The sequence below is a fragment of the Arenibacter algicola genome, assembly GCF_000733925.1.
In the GTDB taxonomy this organism is placed as follows: Bacteria; Bacteroidota; Bacteroidia; order Flavobacteriales; family Flavobacteriaceae; genus Arenibacter; species Arenibacter algicola.
The window spans coordinates 298,237-317,558 of sequence record NZ_JPOO01000003.1; the positions used below are offsets into that span (position 1 = coordinate 298,237).

Consider the following 19,322-nt stretch of genomic DNA (forward strand, 5'->3'; position numbering starts at 1 on the left):
GTATAGTATATGCAACTCTGTAGTCTTTTCTAGTAAATGAGGATGGCGGGGTCTGGAAAGCTCAACTGTACTTGCTGAACGGCCATTTTGCCTATAATGCGAAACCGGTTTTTTCGGATAGAATACTTTTAAGTTCCCCTGTAGTTGAGGCATCTATAATATTTAAGGCTTTTACCTTACACAGTTTCTCCACCATTTCCTTACCGGCCAGGGTATTGGATGCAATTCCTGTTACTATATCCGGTACCAGATCAAAAGCCTTCATAAGGCCATGTACCGCATAGGGATCGGAAGCTGCAAGAATGATGCATTTAATTTGCTCCCGTAAAGCATCGATAGCCAAATCCCCATTATAAGGTTCCAAGGGAGAGGCCCCTATCTCAATTATCGCCACATCGGCAAGTTCATATTCTATCATACTCAGGAGTTGATCTAATTTTTCTTTAAAGGCATCCCGGGGATAAATGGAAGAGGGGAGCCCCACGTCTACAAAGTCCATCACCGCGTCCGCGCCCACATCCTTAATGGCCATTATATCCTTATAGCGTCCGGCTCCAGTGAGTTTGGCACCCACCACCTTGTATCCCGCCGATTTAAAGATATGGGTAACGATCCTGGCGGAAGTAGTTTTTCCGGCTGACATGGAAGTACCTACAAAAAGTATGACAGGAGTTTTAAAAGGAATAATTTCGAAAGGCTTAACAAAATCGTTCATGTTGAGACTCTTGCCGTTCCTATGGGCGTGGCCAATATACAGCAGCTCCATCATATTGGGCATAAAAGCAGATCTGGACGTCAACTTCCCAAGGAGGCCTGCCCCAGTAAGTACGTTCATTTTTAAATCTGCCCCAACCTTGCGCCAGGTACCGGTAGCCTCCAGAGTGGCATAGCGTTCGCCCAAGGCACCTACTAGTAATTCACCCCCAATTACCCCGCGCATCCTGCCATTGGGAAGCTCCAAAAGCAGGGTGCTACTTCCAGGATCCAAAATTTTGCAGACCACATAATCCCCGGTTTTCCATTGTTCCCTGCGTAGTTTTACCACCTCATAATCCTTTTCCGTTAAATCGGAAATCCGGGTCAGGGAAGTATGTATATATTGATTTTTCATATGTTTTTGTTTAAAGGCTCGGTTAGAAGCAAGAGTGTCAATAAAGCCGTTCTTTCAATGATTTTGTTCTCAAAAATATACTCGTGCGGCGCATGGGCCCCGTCTCCCGGGGTGCCCAGTCCATCCAAGGTGGCCGTAAAAATACTGGTAGTATTGGCATCGGAGCCCCCTCCTGAGGTAGCCTGCTCCAAATCGATACCTAGTTCTCGGCCGTGTTCTTCCGCTATTCTCCAAAGTTCTTGATTACGCTGCGTCCTTTCCATAGGTGGTCTTCCAATTCTTCCTTCAATGGTCAACTGCACATTGGGCAAAAGGGGTTTCAGCGCCTTTATTTTATGGGTAATCAGTTTGCCATCGGCCTCGTTCAAAACCCGCACATCTACTACGGCTTTACTTTCGGGGGCTACTACGTTGGGTGAAATACCACCTTCTATCAAGCCCACATTTACGGTAATTCCCTTTTCAAAATCGTTCATGGCATATAATTGCTGTACCTGATGCGACAACTCTACTATGGCATTGATTCCCTTTTCTGGATCCAGGCCCGCATGCGCCGCTTTTCCGGTAACCTTCAAGGTAAACCGGCCCAAGCCTTTTCTTGCCGTCTTTAGTTTCCCGTCCAAGCCAAGAGGCGGCTCCAGTACATAGGCCCTATTGCAGATTTTCGCCAAACTTTTGATGGAATTGGTAGATTCCCTACTGCCTATTTCCTCGTCAGAATTAATGAGAACAATAGGCGTAACCTTTATGGGGGCAGGTATGGCCTTTAAAGCCAATAAGGAAAAATACAATTGGGTAAGGCCTGCCTTCATGTCATAGATACCCGGCCCTTTCATCATACCATTGTCATAGGATATAGGCATATTCTTTATGGTATCCGTTGGCCAAACAGTATCGCAATGTCCTACGATCAACTGTAGGGGCAAACTCCTATCCCGGTCTAAGGGCCGGGCATAAAGATATCCACCGGTAAGTTTCCCCGGGACCAAAATAACATGGTAACCAATATCTTCAAATTTGACCCTTAAAAAATCGAGGATTATATGTTGCTTTTCTATTTCCCTCGTGGGCGATTCCAAAGCCACCAGTTCTTTTAGAAAATGAATCATTTTTTCATGATGGGACTCTAAGTATTCCCGAATTAGGATTGCTATTTCTTTCTCTTCTATCATTTTTTAAAGCCTTTGGGAAATGGAAAATTATAGGTCTGGGCAATAGAGGCAAACCTTCCTGGTGGTAAGTAAGCCAGTAAGGGATATTCATTTATTTGTTGCTGTTCATCCATTTCGGAAACCCTTAAATAGTCTTTATTCACAAAGGCAGTCTTGATTTTGCCCGTTATAAAACTATGATCATCGAAGCCATCAATAATTTTGAACAACTCGCATTCCAGGTACAGATAGGAATTTTCAACAAACAGTGCATCTATTGTAGTGGCCTTGACCGTTGGCAAGGAAGCTACAATTTGCTCCGATTTATCAATGTCCGGATTTCTGGGGGAAGCCCCTAAGGAGGCCAATAATACTTGATTGGGGATGGGGAAACTAACGGAAAACTCTTTGGTCTCCTTTACATTGTGATAGGTGGAATGATTTCGCGTACACAGAAAACCAAAATAATTGGAGGGACCCAGGGGCGTGGCCATATGCTTAGGGGCCATATCATACCCATTGCCTTCTTTGGTACCGACAATAATTAGGGGAGCAACCGTAAAGAAATGATCCCAAATAGGCGTATTGGTCGATATCCGAACATAATTATCCTGTAACTGCTTTTCCATGGTAATGCCTAAGGTTTCTACCAAATTTACAAAGCACAGCAGAGAATTAAACTGATATTCCTCATAAGGACATCCCTTAAACCAAGCCTTTAACGTATTAGAGGGGCCAAAATATTGTTCGGGACATCTATTGGTAATTCCCTATGAATTGCGGCTTCCGCAAGAAACCCCGTTAAAACGGCCAGGTGCATTCGCCTATTGTATTTCAAGGAGCCTAAGGCTTTTAAAATACGGGTATCTCGAATACGGGATTAGACCCGGTACAGAAATTTTAACCGTTCCAAATTATTGATGACCAATTAAAAAATAGTCATTTTTAATAACAGCTGTATAACTACCAGACAAATTTCCAAAACATAGTGTTAGCGGAAAGGGGAGGGGCCTATCCGCTAATTACCATATATTAATTTTAGGGCTTAATAACCTTTTCATAGGCCATCTGGTACAGATCTGTCAATTCCCTATGCGGATTCTTCTGACGGATTTTTTCCAAAAAGGCCAATAATTCTTCTCTTTTGTTGTGTCTGTGTGCATCCAAAAGGATATCCTCTATAGTATTGCTCATAATCTAGTTTTCTATTTCTTGTACTACTTTTAATGTTTTTAACATGGAATCGGGGGTTACAGAGATTGTATCTATCCCTTCCTCTATCAGGAACTTGGAGAAATCCGGAAAATCCGAAGGCCCCTGACCACAAATCCCCACTTTGGTCTTATGTTTCTTGGCCGACGATATTAAGGTTTTGATCATTCCTTTTACAGCACAATTACGCTCGTCGTACAAATGGGCCACCAAGCTGGAATCCCTATCCAAACCTAGGACCAATTGGGTAAGGTCATTGGACCCAATGGAAAAACCATCTATCATCGGGGCAAACTCATCGGCCAAAATTACATTGGAAGGCAGTTCTGCCATCAAATAGATTTCCAGCCCCCTTTCACCTCTCTTAAGTCCGTTTTCCTCCATAATCTTTAACACCTTGGTAAGTTCTTGGGGAGTCCTACAGAATGGGATCATGATGGTAATGTTCTCCAGTCCAAATTCGTCCCTAACTTTTTTAAGGGCCTTGCATTCCAAAACAAAAGCCTCCTTAAAAGATTCCGAATAATAGCGTGAGGCGCCTCTCCAACCTATCATTGGATTTTCTTCCCGGGGTTCAAAATGATTCCCTCCCAACAGATTGAAATACTCATTGGTCTTGAAATCGGATAACCTGGTAATCACCCGATTGGGGTAAAAAGCGGCCCCGATCTTACCGATCCCCTGTGCCAGTTTATTGATGAAAAAGGCTTCCTCGGATTCATATCCCTTGATCAATTCGGCAATGGATACGGAAAGCGCCGGATCGTTCAAGGTCTTGTGCTTCAATAAGGCCAAGGGGTGTACTTTTATATAATTGTTGATTATAAATTCTTCCCTGGCCAGACCAACTCCGGCATTTGGAATTTTCCTGTATTGAAAGGCCAGTTCCGGAGAACCGATATTCATCAGGACCGGGGTTCTGGTCTTGGGAAATTCCGTGTATGCGGTTTCGTGGAGCTTGTATTTTATTTTTCCCTGGTATACCTTTCCAACATTGCCCTCGGCACAGGAAACGGTAATGTCCTGTCCATTTTCGAGTAGGGTAGTGGCATGGGCAGCACCCACTATGGCAGGGACACCTATTTCACGAGCCACAATGGCGGCATGGCAGGTTCTTCCCCCTTTTTCGGTAATAATGGCCGAGGCCTTCTTCATTAAGGGTTCCCAATCCGGATCGGTCATTTCGGTCACCAGAACATCTCCCTCCTTGAAATCTATTTCATCGGCACTACCATCTCTTCCATCCAAGGTGAATATCCGATATACCTTGCCGTTTCCTATCTTGTCCCCTACGGCAACCCCTTCTAGAAGAAGTTTGTCCGACAAGTGCTCCTCGTCCTCAATTTCATATTCCTTTATACTCTCTGTCTGTTCCTGGGAATGGATCGTCTCCGGACGTGCCTGAACAATATACAATTCATTGGAAAGTCCGTCTATGGCCCATTCTATATCCATAGGGCACCAGGACCCCCGAACAGAACTATAATAGTTTTCAATTTTTTGTACCCACTGCGCCAGTTGTATAATCTGTGGATCCTTTAAACAAAAAGTGTCTTGGATCTTTTGATCTACAGGTACCTGTTTCACCGTTTCAAAGGGTTTATTGCCATACACCATTTTATGGGTCTTCTTGCCAAGCTTCTTATCTATAATGGCATTAAAGCCCTTTTCCAAGGTGGGTTTGAACACTATGAACTCATCCGGGGAAATTTCCCCTCCCACAACTAGTTCTCCCAACCCATAGGCGCCATTGATCAGCACCACATCCTTAAAACCGCTTTCTGTATCCAATGAAAAGGCAACTCCGGAAGAACCCAGATCCGAGCGTACCATTTTTTGTACACAGACCGATAGTTTAATAGTAAAATGGTCAAAATTCCTGGAGGAACGATAAGAAATGGCTCTGTCCGTATATAAGGAAGCAAAACAACTCCTAATGGCCGTTAACAACATTTCCCCTCCGCGGATATTCAAATAAGTGGACTGCTGTCCTGCAAAGGAAGCGTCCGGCAGATCCTCGGCCGTTGCCGAAGAACGTACAGCAACATCGGTGGCGTCCTGACCATATTCTTCGGATAGGACATAATAGTATTCCAGTATCGCCTTTTCAACGGATACGGGAAATTTTCCGTTGGAAATAAGTTTCCGGATATTGGAACCCGTTTTGCGCAGTTGGATAATGTCTGTCGTGTCCAATCCCTCCAAAGCCGCACTAATCTTTTCCTTTAAATGGTTTTCCTCGATAAATGCATCATAGGCGTCCACGGTAACGGCAAAACCATTGGGCACTTTGATGTTCTGGGACGTTAAATTTTGGATCATTTCCCCGAGTGAGGCATTCTTGCCACCAACCCTAGATAGATCATCCATTCCAACTTCACTTAGTTTTTGGATGTACTCTTTTTTGTTTTTCATGACACTTTGCTGGTTAGTGATTTTTACGCAATCGTTTTCGTAGATTGGAAAAAAAATTATTACACTACAAAATTTCATCAATTATCGCATGTGTACAACCAATATTAATTCAAATTACAATACTTTTTGTGCCTAAATAAAATATTATTGTCAAATCTTGAAATTTTAGTACTAATTAATGATGTTTATGTAGGCGTTTTTTGACCCTAGCACAAATCTACAAGCTCTAGATTAATTAGGTTTTAAAGTTTTTTAAATTATCAGGGATTAAACAGCCTTGCAATAATATTTACAAATCAAAAGTTTTTTAAAAATTGTTAATCCCGAGACCGTGCATTTAGATTTGCAAAAAATAATATTAATGAATTCTGATGTTGCCAAAGGGCGTAAATTAAATTTTAATCATTGCACCCAATAGTATTGATCCGTGTAAAAGCACAGATCCAGAAACGGCTAGTTTTATAGATAAGTTGAAACAATAATGGGAATACCTCCTTTAAGCAATACGGATCGCATAACCCTATTTTAATTCAAAATAAATAACACGGAAAGAATTCCTAAGGATTGCACTGGAACGAAGTAATTAGGTTTACTACAGCATGAACTGGTTATTATGACATCTTTATTGGAAACTAAAATTTATTGATAGTAAACTACCTAGGGGTAAGCCTCGGAGCGTTTTAATCTCGATTATCGGGTAAGGACTATTCAAATTACACATAGACCAAAAGAAGATTTTAAACTTGGACAGGACTAGAAAAGGGTATCCAAACCACATTTAAAGGCAAAAACCGATAACCAGAAAAATCCAAAACTGATGGAAGGGAATAAACGTTATGTGCAATCCTTAAAAGTTGGAAAGAGCCTCCATCAATTCGTTTTTCTTATTTCTGCTCAAGGGTACCTGTCTTCCTTCCACTTCAATATTTTTACTGTTGAACTTTTCAACTTTTTCCAGATTCACGATATAGGATTTGTGTATCCTTAAGAATTTATCCTCTGGCAATTGCTTTTCAAAAGACTTCATGGTAGAAAGAATAATGATATTGCCTTCATTGGTTACCACTTTAATGTAATCGCCAAGAGCTTCTACCCATTTTATGTCATTTAAAACAACTTTACGCTTTTTCAGGTTGCTTTTTACGAAGATATACTCTTCTTCCACGTTCACGTTCTGGGATTGCTCATGTCTCACCACGGCTCTTTTTATGGAAGCCTCAAAACGGGCCGAGGAGATGGGCTTGTATAAGTAATCGGTTACATCATAATCAAACGCCTTTAGGGCATAATCGGGTTTACCGGTAATCAAAATTACTTGTGGTGGATTTTCCAAGGATTCCAAGAGGTCAAAGCCGTTGATGATGGGCATTTCCACATCTAGAAAAATAAGGTCAATGTCATTGTTTTTAATCCCGTTGTTGGCTTCAATGGCATTGCTGTACTGTGCTACCAATGCCAGGTTTGGATGTTTGTTCACTAATTGGGCTACGGCCATGCGCTGCATAGACGAATCGTCTACGATTATACTTTTTAATTTCATAATGTGTCTCTCGTGGGTTAAAACCGTGTTGAAAATACCTAAATAGCCTTCCAAACCCTCAAAAATGATGTGAACACCGTTTTAGATGTTGTGTAAATGGTGATATTTGTGGTCTAGGCATTTGGTTCTATATTCTACATATAAACCGGCCAATTCAGATTCAGGTGAATATTGTCTAAAAATTTTTGGGTTCTTATACTATATTGTTTAATACAATCTATTTACTCTAGAACACAGGCTAAAGTCGCCCTTAAACAGTCACAGAAGGGTAGAAGGGGATCATAATATCAATAAAGAGGTACAACTAATCCAATTAATAGGTATTGGTCATAGATTAGAATTAATAAACAATTGAGGGTAAAACTAAATCTTATGAAGAAATTTATAAAAGTTGAAAGTATAGGGATTTTATGTCTATCTAAAAACCTAATCTTCCAACTATCTACTTTGTTATTGTTCCTGTATGGCAATACCTCCAATGCACAGATATACTCCACCACAGATGGTCACGCCAATTTCGAGGCAAAAATGCCACTTAACACCTATATGGGCAAGTCGGACAAATTACAGGGGAGCATCAATTTTAAAACGGGAAAAGTAGCATTTCAGCTGCCTGTAAAATCCATTAAGACAGATAAGGATAAACGGGATGAACACATGTACGAGTTGCTAGAAGCGGAAAAAAAACCAGATGTTGTTTTTGTTGGGACACTTATCGATGATTTAAACTTTGATCAAAAGGGTAAACAAACGGTCAGGGTTAAGGGCGATTTTACTTTAGCCGGGACTACTAGGCAAATAACCATTCCCATAGATTTGGAGCTTATTTCTGAAGGCACAATTCAATTAAAAGCCTCCTGGTCTCTCTTAATTACCGACTATGGTATAGAGCGCCCAAGTATAGTATTTATACAAGTTAATGACAAGCATGACCTGAGTGTGGATGCTACGTTAAAGGAAAAGTAAAATTCATTTTAATATTAACCAAACAATAGCCTAAAATGGCAGGGGTAATTTCAATGCACTTGCTTTGATGGACTTTTCAATTATGGGATTTCGCCCCCCGTTGGCGTGAGCGTCACGCTCATGCCATAACGGCTAATCCTATAAAATGAAGATCTTCCTGCCATATTAAAATGCTATGCTTATTCTTAGATTTTAATTTTCTAAATTAGTTGCCGGTCACATACAAACACTTTAGTCGGTATTATAACGAACGTTACAGCCTAAGCTAGGAAATGAAAATAATCAAAACCACCCTTCCGTATCAGTCATTGCTTAATAATTCTGAAAAAAAGTACGATTACATTGACTCTTTTCAAGGCGCTATCAATGTCATTGATAATAAATTTACCTCGACCGACATCGGAAAGGCTTTTTTTTCAAGTGGACCGCAATGGGTATCCAAACTATTTTCTCTACGAAATAAAATTGTGTCCGTTTTCGGCCTAAAAACCTCTGGTGAAAATACGAATAGAGAAAAGCAGCTTCAAAATTTTAAATGCGAGCCGGGAGAACAAATGGGACTTTTCAAAGTATTCGCCAAAAACGAAAACGAAGTCATTTTAGGAGAAGATGATAAACATCTGAATTTTAGAGTCTCATTATTTTTAGGACCACAAATAAGTGGAACAACAATTAAACACACAACAGTTTCAACAACGGTAGAGTTCAATAATTGGTTTGGACGACTGTATTTTTTACCAGTTCGACCTTTTCACAAGTTAATTGTTCCCACAATGTTGAAAGGAATAATTAAAGAATTGGAAAAAAAGAATGGGCAACACAATGTTGAAAAATAACGAACTGCTTACACCCTGTACTGAACATATATTATATGAGCTTACATTGAAATAACTTCGGGCAGAGGGAACCTATCCTGTTTAAATTTTCCATTGCTTTATGACGCTTTCCCAACCCATAAGGACCTTAGCTATTTAGGGTAATCCAATTTTATTAGTAGAATTAATATCAGAATGATGTAGATCATTTCTTGACAAGTAAATATGACTTTATTTTGTTTTCAAAGTTCTTATGGACATGAAAACAAGAATACTGTTTAGAGCAAGGATATTAATACCCATATTATCAATATTCATGGCCGTCACCAGTTGTGGCCCAATGGTCTTCACCGCGGGGACAAACCCACCGCCCCCGCCTTGGTTCTATCCAAACCGGTTGGAGGTAGTTCGATACGTATATTTTCCAAACTATAGTTTTTACTATGACTTATCGGCCCGCACTTATATCTATTTGGAAGGGAATGTTTGGGTACGGCTCAGGGTATTACCACCTAGATATAGCCATTTGGACCTAAGACGTACGAAGTACGAGAGGATCAAGGGGTATCAAAAAGAAGATATCCGTAGTTACCATGAGGAACATAATGCCAATAGAGGCAGGAGCAATCGAAGCGGTTAAGGAATCAACAGGGGAATCCAAATAAAAATTAAAAATTTGGGGAAGCAAACTAGCCTCCAATAATTGAATTTGGAAATACAGGATCTATTTGCCCGTTCCAGATAATTCCTGCATAAAAATAGTACAATCAATGGCTAAAATCAACAAGCAGTTCTTCCGCCTCTTTGAGCTAAGCCAATAAGATTATAAGAAACAAAAAGAAGCCGCCTCAGGTTTTGAGACGGCTTCTCTTAATCAAACAATTTAACACAATCAACTAGTTGTGATTTCCTTAACCGCAGATGGTTTGGACACATCCGCACCTTTCTTGGTGTATACCCTTACATAATACTTGGTTTTGGTGGTTAAACCGCTTACGGAAGCAGATATTTCACTAACTTCTTTCTTGTTGAAACCAGCAACTGTAGAACTAAAATCCGATTTACTTGAAACCTCTACTAGATATTTATCGGCCCCGGTTATAGCAGTCCATTCAATTTTAAATGATGTGTTCTGGATATCAGTTGCATCTTTAAGCACAGGCCCAGCTATAAGCTTGGTTGTCGTGGCATCTTTGGCAGCAGATGCCTTTGATATGTCACTACCATCTTTGGCATAGACCCTAAAATAATATTTGGTCTCCCCTTCCAATCCGCTGATGACGGCACTGTTGGTGGTAACCGATTTTTTATTGTAGCCCGTAACGGTTGAACTAAAATCAGATTTTTTGGAAACTTCAATTAGGTAACTATCCGCCAAATCCACTTTGGTCCAAGAAGCCTTAAAGGAAGTAGCCTGAAGTTCACTGGCATTACTAAGTGTAGGGGCTGCCACTTTTGAATCTGGATCATTGTCGTCATCTTTACTGCAGGACGTAGTTAAAACGGTGACCATGGTCATAAGAATTAAAAAATAATACGATTGGAATTTAATTTTGTTTTTCATGTAAATTTTGTTTTTTATTGTTAATAACCCCATTACGGCCATGCTTTCAAAAACGCTACATATCCTAGACTATTTTTTTTGTTAAATCTCTAGACCATGGGAATCATTGAAAAAGTGAAAGGAAGTGGGGCATTTCTATAAAAGTATTTGTCCTGATCGAAGAATGGTAAAATGCATAACTTGTAATCGTAATTAAATTGATCATTTCCAATAACAGCAGGCGCTAAAAATTCTAAATCAGCAATAAACAGTAGTTCAGGTGCTGCTCTTGTACCTGAACAGTATTATAATCGCCCTTTAATTAAATTGAGAAATTTCAATATTTAGAGTTTAGGTTGGTTAAAGATTTGAACGCATCCTATACATTTTGGGCTTCAATGGTATCACTTTCCAATTACCCATCAATCAAACTACAGAAGGAAATAGTGGATATCAACTCAATTCTAAAACGTCCTCAAAAGAAACCATTGGGATTAAGAGGGAATACAAAAAAAGCCCCTATCATAGGCAATAGGGACTTTTCCAAAAAATATAAACAACTAATACATTTTGATAAAATTCACTGTACTATTATTTGGTTAAAAGCCCAATTCCAAATGGTCAATATAACTGATCAACTTTTTATAGCTCTATCCAATTCCTACACGTCAGTTCAATCCCTTAAATGGTTTTATATGGAGATACACTTTTTTATTAGTTATGAATCATCTATACGCATAAAATTGACGGAATGCTACATGTAAACTTAAAACATTTATATAGGAGGCATAGAGCTCCGAAAATGATATTAAGGAGTTATAGAGACTTTTAAGGATATCCCACCCATGGGAACTTTAGTGTTATCAGTGGTTATGGGATTTAAAGGGAATTTATAAAAGGGCTGGATTTCATACTTTATACGGTCTGTTAAAGGTGCCTTATACCCCAAGGATAAATTCAATGATCCCAAGGGGATCAACTTAGTACCATGGTAATCTGATTCTTCCTTTGACGATATAGCTTCAGTAACCATATAACTATGCGTTGTCCCGTCGACATCTTGAAAAACCTCTACTTCACGAAAGGTAGTTTTGGTCGATGCCATATTTTCATTAAAAGTTAAATAGGAAGACATACCGGCTTGAACATAAATATAGTTTCTTTTGCTAGGAATCTTATACATTAAATTTAAAGGAATATCCAAATTATAAAGTCTTGTTTCCTCCTTATAGTGTTTATCCTCTTCCATAGAAACCTCCGAAGATGCAAGCATGGATTCTTCGTTCGTTAAGCGCAGGTCATTAAAAATTACTCCAGTGTTAATTGAAAATGCCGAGGATTTAATTGGCACGTTCAAAGTTACCCCGCCGCCAAAGTTTGTGGAAGTCAAGGCTTGGAAACTGGCATTATTTGAACCATAACTTGGTGAAATCTGGAGCCCAACTTCAATATTCTTCTTATCGGACTTGGGAACCTTGTAATTTTCCTCTGTACTGTAAGATGTCAATTGCTCAGAATTCAAATAAACGTTCTCTATTGGTAAAGCCAAAAAATTAATATCCCCGGCATCATTGGGCAAAGCATTCCCAAACAGCATTATAGATTGTGTTACTGCCATAACAGATCTATCTTTTCCAACTTTTTTAAAAGTGTCTTTATGCCTACCATCCTTTTGGGTCAGTTTAATTCCAGTGGTACGATGCAAATTCAAGGTATCATCACTAGAGGAAACATAAGTGTTATTCTTTTTGGAAATGTCCTTAAGAAAATATTGGTTATAATCTTCGTTATCCCTGGCCGATGTAGAATCTATTAAGCGGGGATGGGGTAGGGGCCTTTCCTTTATAGTTAAGGGATTTTGTATATCTATAGGTTGCTGAAAATTTTTGAGTAATATCCAGCCAATCGAAACTACCAATAAAACAGACGAAGCAATTCCTGTAAAATACCAATAAGGAACCCGGTTTTTATTATTTTCCTTACGATTTAGAAAACGCTCCCATGCCCCTTCCTCATAGACCTCCACATGGTCAAGTATTGCGTCCCTAATTTTGTTTGCCAATTCTTCGTCAAAATGTTCTTTCATCCTTATTGATTAAAATGTCTGGTTACCATACTTCTCAACCTCTCTTTCGCTCTTGCTAGATAAGTCCTGGACGAACTTTCGCCTATGCCCATAAATTCTGAAATCTCCTTGTGGTTATAGCCTTCAATTTCGTAGAGATTAAAAACCGTCCTTAAAATTTCGGGAAGTTCTCCCAATAAATTATGAATATCATCAATGTTCAATTGGTCCAATAAATCTACCGCTGGCAAATCCAATGGACATTCACTTATGTCCAAGTGATATAAATGTTTTTTGTTCCTTCTAAATTCATCTATGGCGCAATTAATGGTTATTCGTCTCACCCAACCCTTAAAAGATTGGTTCCGGTCAAAGGAATCAATCGAATCAAAAATCTTGATAAAGACATCATCGACCACTTCCCTTGCCACATCCTTATTTGTACAATAGGCCATCCCAATTGCCATGACATAACCATAATATTTCTTATAAAGACGTTCCTGATCTATTCTTGATTTTAAAACACAACCAGAAATTAAATTCGTCTCTTCCTCCCTAGTGTCCTTGCTCAATCTTCTTCACAATTATACTACTTATGGGAATCAAAAAAGTAATTCCTAAAACAGGTAGCCGATTTGATTATTCTTTTTTCCATGCAATTTTATCATGTGAATGAACGGAGTTCCATTTAACAAAAACGCCGTCCAAACTTTATACCCAGAATTAATTAAAAGGAGCATCATGTCCATATAATTAGCTGTATAAGGACCTTATAAATCTTTGGCCTATCCATAAAAAATTATTAAATGTAGATTCACGATCAAAGCAATGGTTCTTTAAAGTAACGGCTGTTATTGTTTATTTTAGGTTTAGTTTTAAACTGTGCAAAAACTCTTATTCCAACGGTATTCTATTAATAGCGTTGACCTTGACAGACTTTAAAAGTTCAATTTGCGCTCTAAATTCCAATGGAACACAAAACATTATCTACATTACCCCAATAGTACTCTACAATATAAATCGTTCCATTCCCAACACTATGTTTCATATTCGATTATATACACTTCAAAATCAATCTGTAAAACATCTACAATCCAATTTGTAGACTCAGGTTATTACCGGTACGAAAAGTCGACCTAAAACGCTACATTAACTTTTATAAAATATCTAATATTGACTAAAGGCGTTATGCTTTGTGTCTCAAATATGCCCAAAGGATGCTCCAGTACCTCTGACTATCCTAAAAAATAGTGCTAGTCGGCAATTGCAATCATTTTTATTTTTAATTGGGGGGAACTATGCACCTGGTACCCGTGGGTTCCATGATTCGATTACTTGTTCGAAGAAGACGTCAATCAATTTAATTGGTTGCTTCAATGGAAAAAAATTAACAATGGCAAACCTAAATACATCAATCTTAGATAAAACCTCAATTGAATTGATATCCGTTATAGGAAAAGGCTTTCAACCCATTCTACCATCACAGGTTCATATTTTGGAAATGGTGGGTTCCAGGACTCCAATCGCTTCCAATATTTTTCCCAGATCAAACATGTCCACCCGATATTAGACATATGGAATTATATTTGGACAAAAACAACTTCTGTTGATTAAAAATGTAATATTCTGAATTCAAGCCGATTTAATAGTTAACAATTCAGATGATAAAATAAAGTAGGCAACCTTCCATCAAAACAGAAAAAAAGTAGTTTTGGTCATATGGAAAGTATAAGAAATAACTTAATCCCGAAAAACCAATCTTGTGAAGGAATTGTTGAAAATTCTGCACACGTTGTGTCAGAAATACCAACATGTTCATTTTCGGGAGAACCGGCCGATTACTATATAGGTTTGTCCGGACCAGGTTATCATGACGAAATTAGAGTGATAGGCGCCATATGTTCCAAATTTGTAGAAACGGCCATCTTGAATATTTTGGGCCAAGGGGTGGATGAAGTTAAATGGCCGGTAATATTGGATCTCAAAAAAGAGGTTTATTACCATGCTTATCCTGCCCATTTAAATGGATTATCTCCCATTATCGGCTGGAAGAGCTTCATTACTTTACAACATGAAAAGCTATAACAACTGAAGTCTGTTTTGAGAAAATCATTTGGAATAAAAACTAGGCTGCTTTTAGGGATTAAACATACCTTGAGCTTAATTCACTCCCATGTTTAGGTCATGACATAGAACGGAAATTTGGAGGCCAACGACTTAGTCCGGCAATGTTTGGATACTAAATCCTAGAACTTTCAGCAAATCAATAACTTCCTCCTCCATCAAATTTTTAGTAGCTTCAATTCTAAGTACATTATCAATATCCTCTAGGTCAATGGTCCATTTAAGAATATTGGAGTGACTGTTCAATATAGGTTCAATTGATTTCACTTTGTCCTTCGATTTAATATCTGTCTGAAATATCAATAATTCCATAATAAATTGTTAGGTTATTCCAACTCTGATTTTGGGCCGTTATCCTGCATAGGGTTTTCCTGCCTTTTTAAATAGTCTTTGAAGTGTTGATCACCTTCCTCTTTCCAAAATTTATCATAATGTTTCCATTTTGAAAAATCGGTTTTGGATTCATTTTCACATATTCTATCTTTATGTTTGGAGGATTTTTTCTTACTGCTACCGCTGCCGCCGCACCCACCAAGAAGTATCTTTAAGAGAATAAACAGTCCTACGGCCTGCCAGTAAGTAATTGTGGTCAATCCAAATAAATCGGGCATTAACCAGTTCCACAACCACATTAGGACAAAACCAAATAAAATGGCCAATCCAACTATGGCAATAGTTCCAAAAACAATCATTCCTATGATCTTAAGAGGGGATTTCTTTCTGAATTTATGCGTGAAAAAATTTGTCATGGTTCAATAATTTTAAGTTTATCTATTTATTTTTTGTTCAATTTGAGAATATAATATGCCCAGTGCCCTATGCCTTCTGGACATGAGTGTACCTATAGAAATACCTGTTTCCTTTGCAATTTCCTTGTATGAATACCCTTCAAAGTCAACGGCGACGATTATGTCCTTATATGCAGGTTTTAACTGATCGATACATTTTTTTAAAAGCAGCACTGTTTCCTCCGAGGAATAACTATTGGCAGATTGATGAATTACATCTACCAAATCCAATAGATCATTATCAATATCAACGGAATTCATATTTTTTTTAGTAGTCCGCATTACATCAATAATTCTGTTCCTTACGGATTTATAAACAAATCCAGCGACATTATTAATCGGTGCATATCTATCCGCCCCTGAAAATAGTTTTAGGGCAACATCTTGGATAATATCCTCTGCATCTCGATTGGCCGTGTCACTTATTTTTGAGTTCACATACCTCTTGAGAGAGTCGTATTCCCGTCCGAAAAAATCTTTCAGCTTTGTACTGTTTTCTGATTCCAAAATGGCTATTACCTTTTATAGGGGTCTTTGTTTAAGAAGACGTAAGTTTTTTAATTTATTGCATTTACTAACGTTTTATTTCAAAAAGATATAACATAAGTTTGAATTGGTATATTAGGGAAGTTATACGTTCAATTAGAACTAAGTGCGGTTATGACAGGAAAGTTTATTATGATGATAATGGCTATTATGTTTGTGTTTTTACCGAGCAAGATGAAGAAAAGTTTAACTTATTATATAATGAGAATATGTAAAGTTAAAAACGTTATAAAATGATCAAAATAATATCAAGTCCAAATTGTGGGAACTCACCCAAAATGGAATTTCTAAAGCAATACAATATCGCTTTTGCTGAAGGAAACCTAACATTTTTAATCGATAGTGTATCCGATGACATAGTCTGGAATATCATCGGGGATCAACAAATTGAAGGAAAAGTAAATTTTGCAAAAGCATTGGAGGAAATGAAATCAGTAAAAGCATCCGAATTGATTATTGACCAAATCTTATCGCACGGAAAAGAAGGCGCTGCAAATGGGATGATGAAAATGCAGAACGGGGAAAAGTACGCGTTTTCTGATTTTTACATGTTTCAAGCTGCAAAAGGAGTTAAAATAAAAGCGATTACTTCATACTGTATAAAGATGTAAAAATGAAAACCATATTCGACAAAAATACAAGAGATCAGTTAGTAGAACGAATAGAACAAATACGTAAGGAACAAAAAGCTATATGGGGCAAAATGAATGTGGTCCAAATGCTAAGACACAATACCTATTGGAATGGATGGATACTAGGGACACAAGACCATACCTACAAACAAGCTTTTATTGGAAAACTATTTGGAAAAATGGCACTGAAGAGAATGATAAAAGATGATAGACCATTGGACAGAAACATTCCTATTTCAGACCAGTTTAAGGTACAGACAATAGATGGAGATTTGGAATCGGAAAAGTTGTAATGGATTGATTTGATTTATAAATATGAAAACTACAACAACCCAAGATTCATTCACGATTTCTTTGGTAAAATGACCAAAGAGCAAATCGGTATTCTGGTATATAAACATACGGACCATCATCTAAGGCAATTTGGATTATAGAAGTCTTACTATGCCTGTGAAGTTCTTCTTATTGTCTGTCTAAACTTTCCACAAAATTCAAATGAAATCTGTTATTTATTTGCGTAGTTAAATGACTTCGTATATATTTGTAGCCAAATAACTTCATAATGAAATTAAGACGAGATATTTTTCAGGCCATTTCAGACCCAACAAGGCGTGCCATATTGGTAATGCTAACCTCACAAACAATGACCGCTGGTGCCATTGCAGAAAACTTTGATGCGGCAAGACCCACGATTTCCAAGCACATTCAAATTCTTAATGAATGCGACTTGGTCGAAGCCAACCAACAAGGTCGAGAAATATTCTACGAGCTTAAAGTTGAAAAAATGAAGGAAATCGATAAATGGCTAGAGCAATTTAGAGTCATTTGGGAAAACCGATTCAACCAACTGGATAATTTATTGGACACACTTAAAAACAAAAAAAATGAAAAGTAGTCTGTTATTCAATTTTTCAGTGGACAAGGAAAACAATTCCATCAACATTCAACGAGAATTTAACGCAGAACTAGAATTAGTATGGAAAGCGTGGACAATTCCCGAAATCCTTGACCAATGGTGGGCCCCAAAACCTTTTCAAAATAAAACCAAAATTTTGGACTTTAAGGAAGGAGGAATGTGGCATTATGCAATGGTAAGCCCAGAAAATAAAATGCACTGGAATAGGTTCGACTATGTAAGAATTGAAGAGCAAAAAATGTTTAGCGGTTGGGATGGGTTTTGTGATGAAGAAGCGAATTTCGTGAAGACAGATTTTTTGAAAATACATTGGAAAAACAGCTTCATTGATAACCATGAATCCACCACTGTAGATATCACCCTAACCCTGGACACTTTTGAAGGTCTGGAAAAAATATTAAAAATGGGCTTTAAAGAAGGCTTTACAGCAGGCTTAAATCAACTCGATAATTTATTGAACACATTTAAAGACTAAAAAAATGAAAGGTAATTTGCAATTCGATTTCCTTGTGGACAAGGACAACAACACTTTAACTATCGTGCGGGAGTTCAACGCAGAAAGGCAACTCGTTTGGGATTGCTACACCAAACTGGAATTCCTGGATAAATGGTTTGCACCAAAACCATTTACGACCAAAACAAAATCTATGGACTTTAAAAATGGTGGGCATTGGCATTATGCCATGATTGACCCTGAAGGCCCAGAATATTGGGGCTATACTGAATATTATGATGTAAATCCTATAGATTATTATCGATCAATCGATTCATTTTGCGATAGTGAAGGCACCATAAATCAAGAGCTTCCTACTGCCAATTGGAAAGTGACATTTACCGACAAAGGCGAAAATGCTATAGTTACAACTGTTGTTTCATACGATTCATTGAATGAACTTGAAGCGGTAATCAATATGGGAATGGAAGAAGGTATGCTTTCTACACTTGAGAAATTGGATGAGTTACTCGTAGCCTTAAAAAAATAAAAAGATGAAAAAGAAAATAATGTTCGTCGTTAGTCTGTTATTTGGTCTTGTGTTCATTAATGCAGGATTGAATAAATTTTTCAATTACATGCCAATACCTGAAGATTTACCCGAAAATATGGTAAAATTAATGAGCGCACTCATGGAGGTTAGTTGGCTTATACCCTTGGTGGCTTTTGCAGAAATTCTAGGTGGTTTATTGTTTGCCATTCCTAAAACTAGGATACTTGGTGCCCTGGTAATTTTTCCAGTAATAATAGGTATACTTTTAACAAACATCAATTCTGCACCATCGGGTTTACCTATTGCATTCATATTACTGGCCATAAACCTTTGGATTATTTATGAAAATAGAGAAAAGTTATCATTACTAATTCGGTAACAGCTTAAGAACAATCCCAATGACCCCCCCGCTGGCGCGAGCGTTACGCTCGTGCCTCGCCAGGATTCACTCGTTGCCACTCGTGCATCCCAATAGGCAATCCTGGGCAAGCATGGAAACCATAACCCTGAAT

General features: G+C 38.1%; 22 protein-coding genes. 10 read left to right on the forward strand and 12 right to left on the reverse strand.

The genetic code is table 11. The features are described 5' to 3' along the window. Positions 1–91: 91 nt before the first annotated feature. From U735_RS0111400 to U735_RS0111425, 6 genes are all read right to left on the reverse strand, one after another. Positions 92–1,111, reverse strand: coding sequence for a hypothetical protein (locus tag U735_RS0111400; RefSeq protein ID WP_031443940.1), 1,020 nt, complete (start codon positions 1,109–1,111; stop codon positions 92–94). Continuing rightward, positions 1,108–2,283, reverse strand: coding sequence for a M20 family metallopeptidase (locus U735_RS0111405; protein ID WP_031443941.1), 1,176 nt, complete (start codon positions 2,281–2,283; stop codon positions 1,108–1,110). The genes U735_RS0111400 and U735_RS0111405 overlap by 4 nt, the downstream gene beginning before the upstream one ends. Then, on the reverse strand, positions 2,280–2,891 hold the full coding sequence (locus U735_RS0111410) for a flavin reductase family protein (RefSeq protein ID WP_031443942.1): 612 nt from the start codon (positions 2,889–2,891) through the stop codon (positions 2,280–2,282). The genes U735_RS0111405 and U735_RS0111410 overlap by 4 nt, the downstream gene beginning before the upstream one ends. A 409-nt stretch (positions 2,892–3,300) precedes the next feature. Beyond that, positions 3,301–3,456, reverse strand: coding sequence for a hypothetical protein (locus U735_RS25580; protein ID WP_157365021.1), 156 nt, complete (start codon positions 3,454–3,456; stop codon positions 3,301–3,303). Positions 3,457–3,459: 3 nt separating this feature from the next. Then, on the reverse strand, positions 3,460–5,889 hold the full coding sequence (gene ppsA / locus U735_RS0111420) for a phosphoenolpyruvate synthase (protein ID WP_031443943.1): 2,430 nt from the start codon (positions 5,887–5,889) through the stop codon (positions 3,460–3,462). An 847-nt stretch (positions 5,890–6,736) separates the two neighbouring features. After that, entirely contained in the window at positions 6,737–7,429 is a 693-nt protein-coding gene (locus U735_RS0111425; RefSeq protein WP_031443944.1) for a LytR/AlgR family response regulator transcription factor, read from the reverse strand. Positions 7,430–7,801: 372 nt separating this feature from the next. On the opposite strand from U735_RS0111425, the gene U735_RS0111430 reads away from it, so the two are divergent. The 3 genes from U735_RS0111430 (at position 7,802) to U735_RS25295 (ending at position 9,850) form a co-directional block, all read left to right on the forward strand. Beyond that, positions 7,802–8,395 carry a YceI family protein gene (locus tag U735_RS0111430; protein ID WP_051892093.1) on the forward strand — a complete coding sequence of 198 codons (594 nt, stop codon included), beginning with the start codon at positions 7,802–7,804 and terminating at the stop codon, positions 8,393–8,395. 272 nt (positions 8,396–8,667) lie between these two features. Further along, positions 8,668–9,231: a DUF2867 domain-containing protein gene (locus tag U735_RS0111435; RefSeq protein ID WP_051892096.1), complete on the forward strand. Its 564-nt coding sequence runs from the start codon at positions 8,668–8,670 to the stop codon at positions 9,229–9,231. Between the two features lie 238 nt (positions 9,232–9,469). Next, positions 9,470–9,850 carry a hypothetical protein gene (locus U735_RS25295; protein WP_083260642.1) on the forward strand — a complete coding sequence of 127 codons (381 nt, stop codon included), beginning with the start codon at positions 9,470–9,472 and terminating at the stop codon, positions 9,848–9,850. Between the two features lie 252 nt (positions 9,851–10,102). On the opposite strand, the gene U735_RS0111440 is transcribed toward U735_RS25295, so the two are convergent. From U735_RS0111440 to U735_RS0111455, 3 genes are all read right to left on the reverse strand, one after another. Next, positions 10,103–10,774 (reverse strand): fibronectin type III domain-containing protein, encoded by a 672-nt coding sequence (locus U735_RS0111440; RefSeq protein WP_180994014.1) that lies wholly within the window; start codon positions 10,772–10,774, stop codon positions 10,103–10,105. A 787-nt stretch (positions 10,775–11,561) separates the two neighbouring features. After that, positions 11,562–12,839, reverse strand: a complete 1,278-nt coding sequence (locus tag U735_RS0111450; protein WP_031443949.1) for a hypothetical protein — start codon at positions 12,837–12,839, stop codon at positions 11,562–11,564. A gap of 2 nt (positions 12,840–12,841) precedes the next feature. Further along, positions 12,842–13,390, reverse strand: coding sequence for an RNA polymerase sigma factor (locus U735_RS0111455; protein ID WP_034248446.1), 549 nt, complete (start codon positions 13,388–13,390; stop codon positions 12,842–12,844). 1,147 nt (positions 13,391–14,537) lie between these two features. Between U735_RS0111455 and U735_RS0111470 the strand changes: the two genes are divergently transcribed. Next, positions 14,538–14,903: a hypothetical protein gene (locus U735_RS0111470; protein WP_031443951.1), complete on the forward strand. Its 366-nt coding sequence runs from the start codon at positions 14,538–14,540 to the stop codon at positions 14,901–14,903. Positions 14,904–15,035: 132 nt separating this feature from the next. Here the strand turns inward: U735_RS0111470 and U735_RS0111475 are convergent, their stop codons facing one another. The 3 genes from U735_RS0111475 to U735_RS0111485 are packed head-to-tail and all read right to left on the reverse strand — an operon-like array spanning position 15,036 to position 16,237. After that, positions 15,036–15,254, reverse strand: coding sequence for a hypothetical protein (locus tag U735_RS0111475; RefSeq protein WP_031443952.1), 219 nt, complete (start codon positions 15,252–15,254; stop codon positions 15,036–15,038). Between the two features lie 14 nt (positions 15,255–15,268). Then, positions 15,269–15,691, reverse strand: coding sequence for a hypothetical protein (locus tag U735_RS25015; RefSeq protein ID WP_051892098.1), 423 nt, complete (start codon positions 15,689–15,691; stop codon positions 15,269–15,271). A gap of 18 nt (positions 15,692–15,709) precedes the next feature. Continuing rightward, entirely contained in the window at positions 15,710–16,237 is a 528-nt protein-coding gene (locus U735_RS0111485; protein WP_031443954.1) for an RNA polymerase sigma factor, read from the reverse strand. Between the two features lie 272 nt (positions 16,238–16,509). Here U735_RS0111485 and U735_RS0111495 point away from each other — a divergent pair, with 272 nt between their 5' ends. From U735_RS0111495 to U735_RS0111520, 6 genes are all read left to right on the forward strand, one after another. Beyond that, positions 16,510–16,887 (forward strand): DNA-binding protein, encoded by a 378-nt coding sequence (locus U735_RS0111495; protein WP_031443955.1) that lies wholly within the window; start codon positions 16,510–16,512, stop codon positions 16,885–16,887. 2 nt (positions 16,888–16,889) lie between these two features. Further along, a complete protein-coding gene (locus U735_RS24595; protein WP_198036650.1) occupies positions 16,890–17,201 on the forward strand; it encodes a hypothetical protein in 312 nt (103 codons plus the stop codon). A gap of 269 nt (positions 17,202–17,470) precedes the next feature. Next, positions 17,471–17,803, forward strand: coding sequence for a metalloregulator ArsR/SmtB family transcription factor (locus U735_RS0111505; protein WP_031443956.1), 333 nt, complete (start codon positions 17,471–17,473; stop codon positions 17,801–17,803). Continuing rightward, a complete protein-coding gene (locus U735_RS0111510) occupies positions 17,793–18,299 on the forward strand; it encodes an SRPBCC family protein (protein ID WP_031443957.1) in 507 nt (168 codons plus the stop codon). Before U735_RS0111505 ends, U735_RS0111510 begins: the two co-directional genes overlap by 11 nt. Before the next feature lie 4 nt (positions 18,300–18,303). After that, the gene (locus U735_RS0111515; protein ID WP_031443958.1) at positions 18,304–18,807 is read left to right on the forward strand and encodes an SRPBCC family protein; all 504 of its coding nucleotides are present in this window, start codon (positions 18,304–18,306) and stop codon (positions 18,805–18,807) included. Positions 18,808–18,811: 4 nt separating this feature from the next. Next, positions 18,812–19,189 carry a DoxX family membrane protein gene (locus U735_RS0111520; protein WP_031443959.1) on the forward strand — a complete coding sequence of 126 codons (378 nt, stop codon included), beginning with the start codon at positions 18,812–18,814 and terminating at the stop codon, positions 19,187–19,189. Positions 19,190–19,322: the final 133 nt, after the last annotated feature.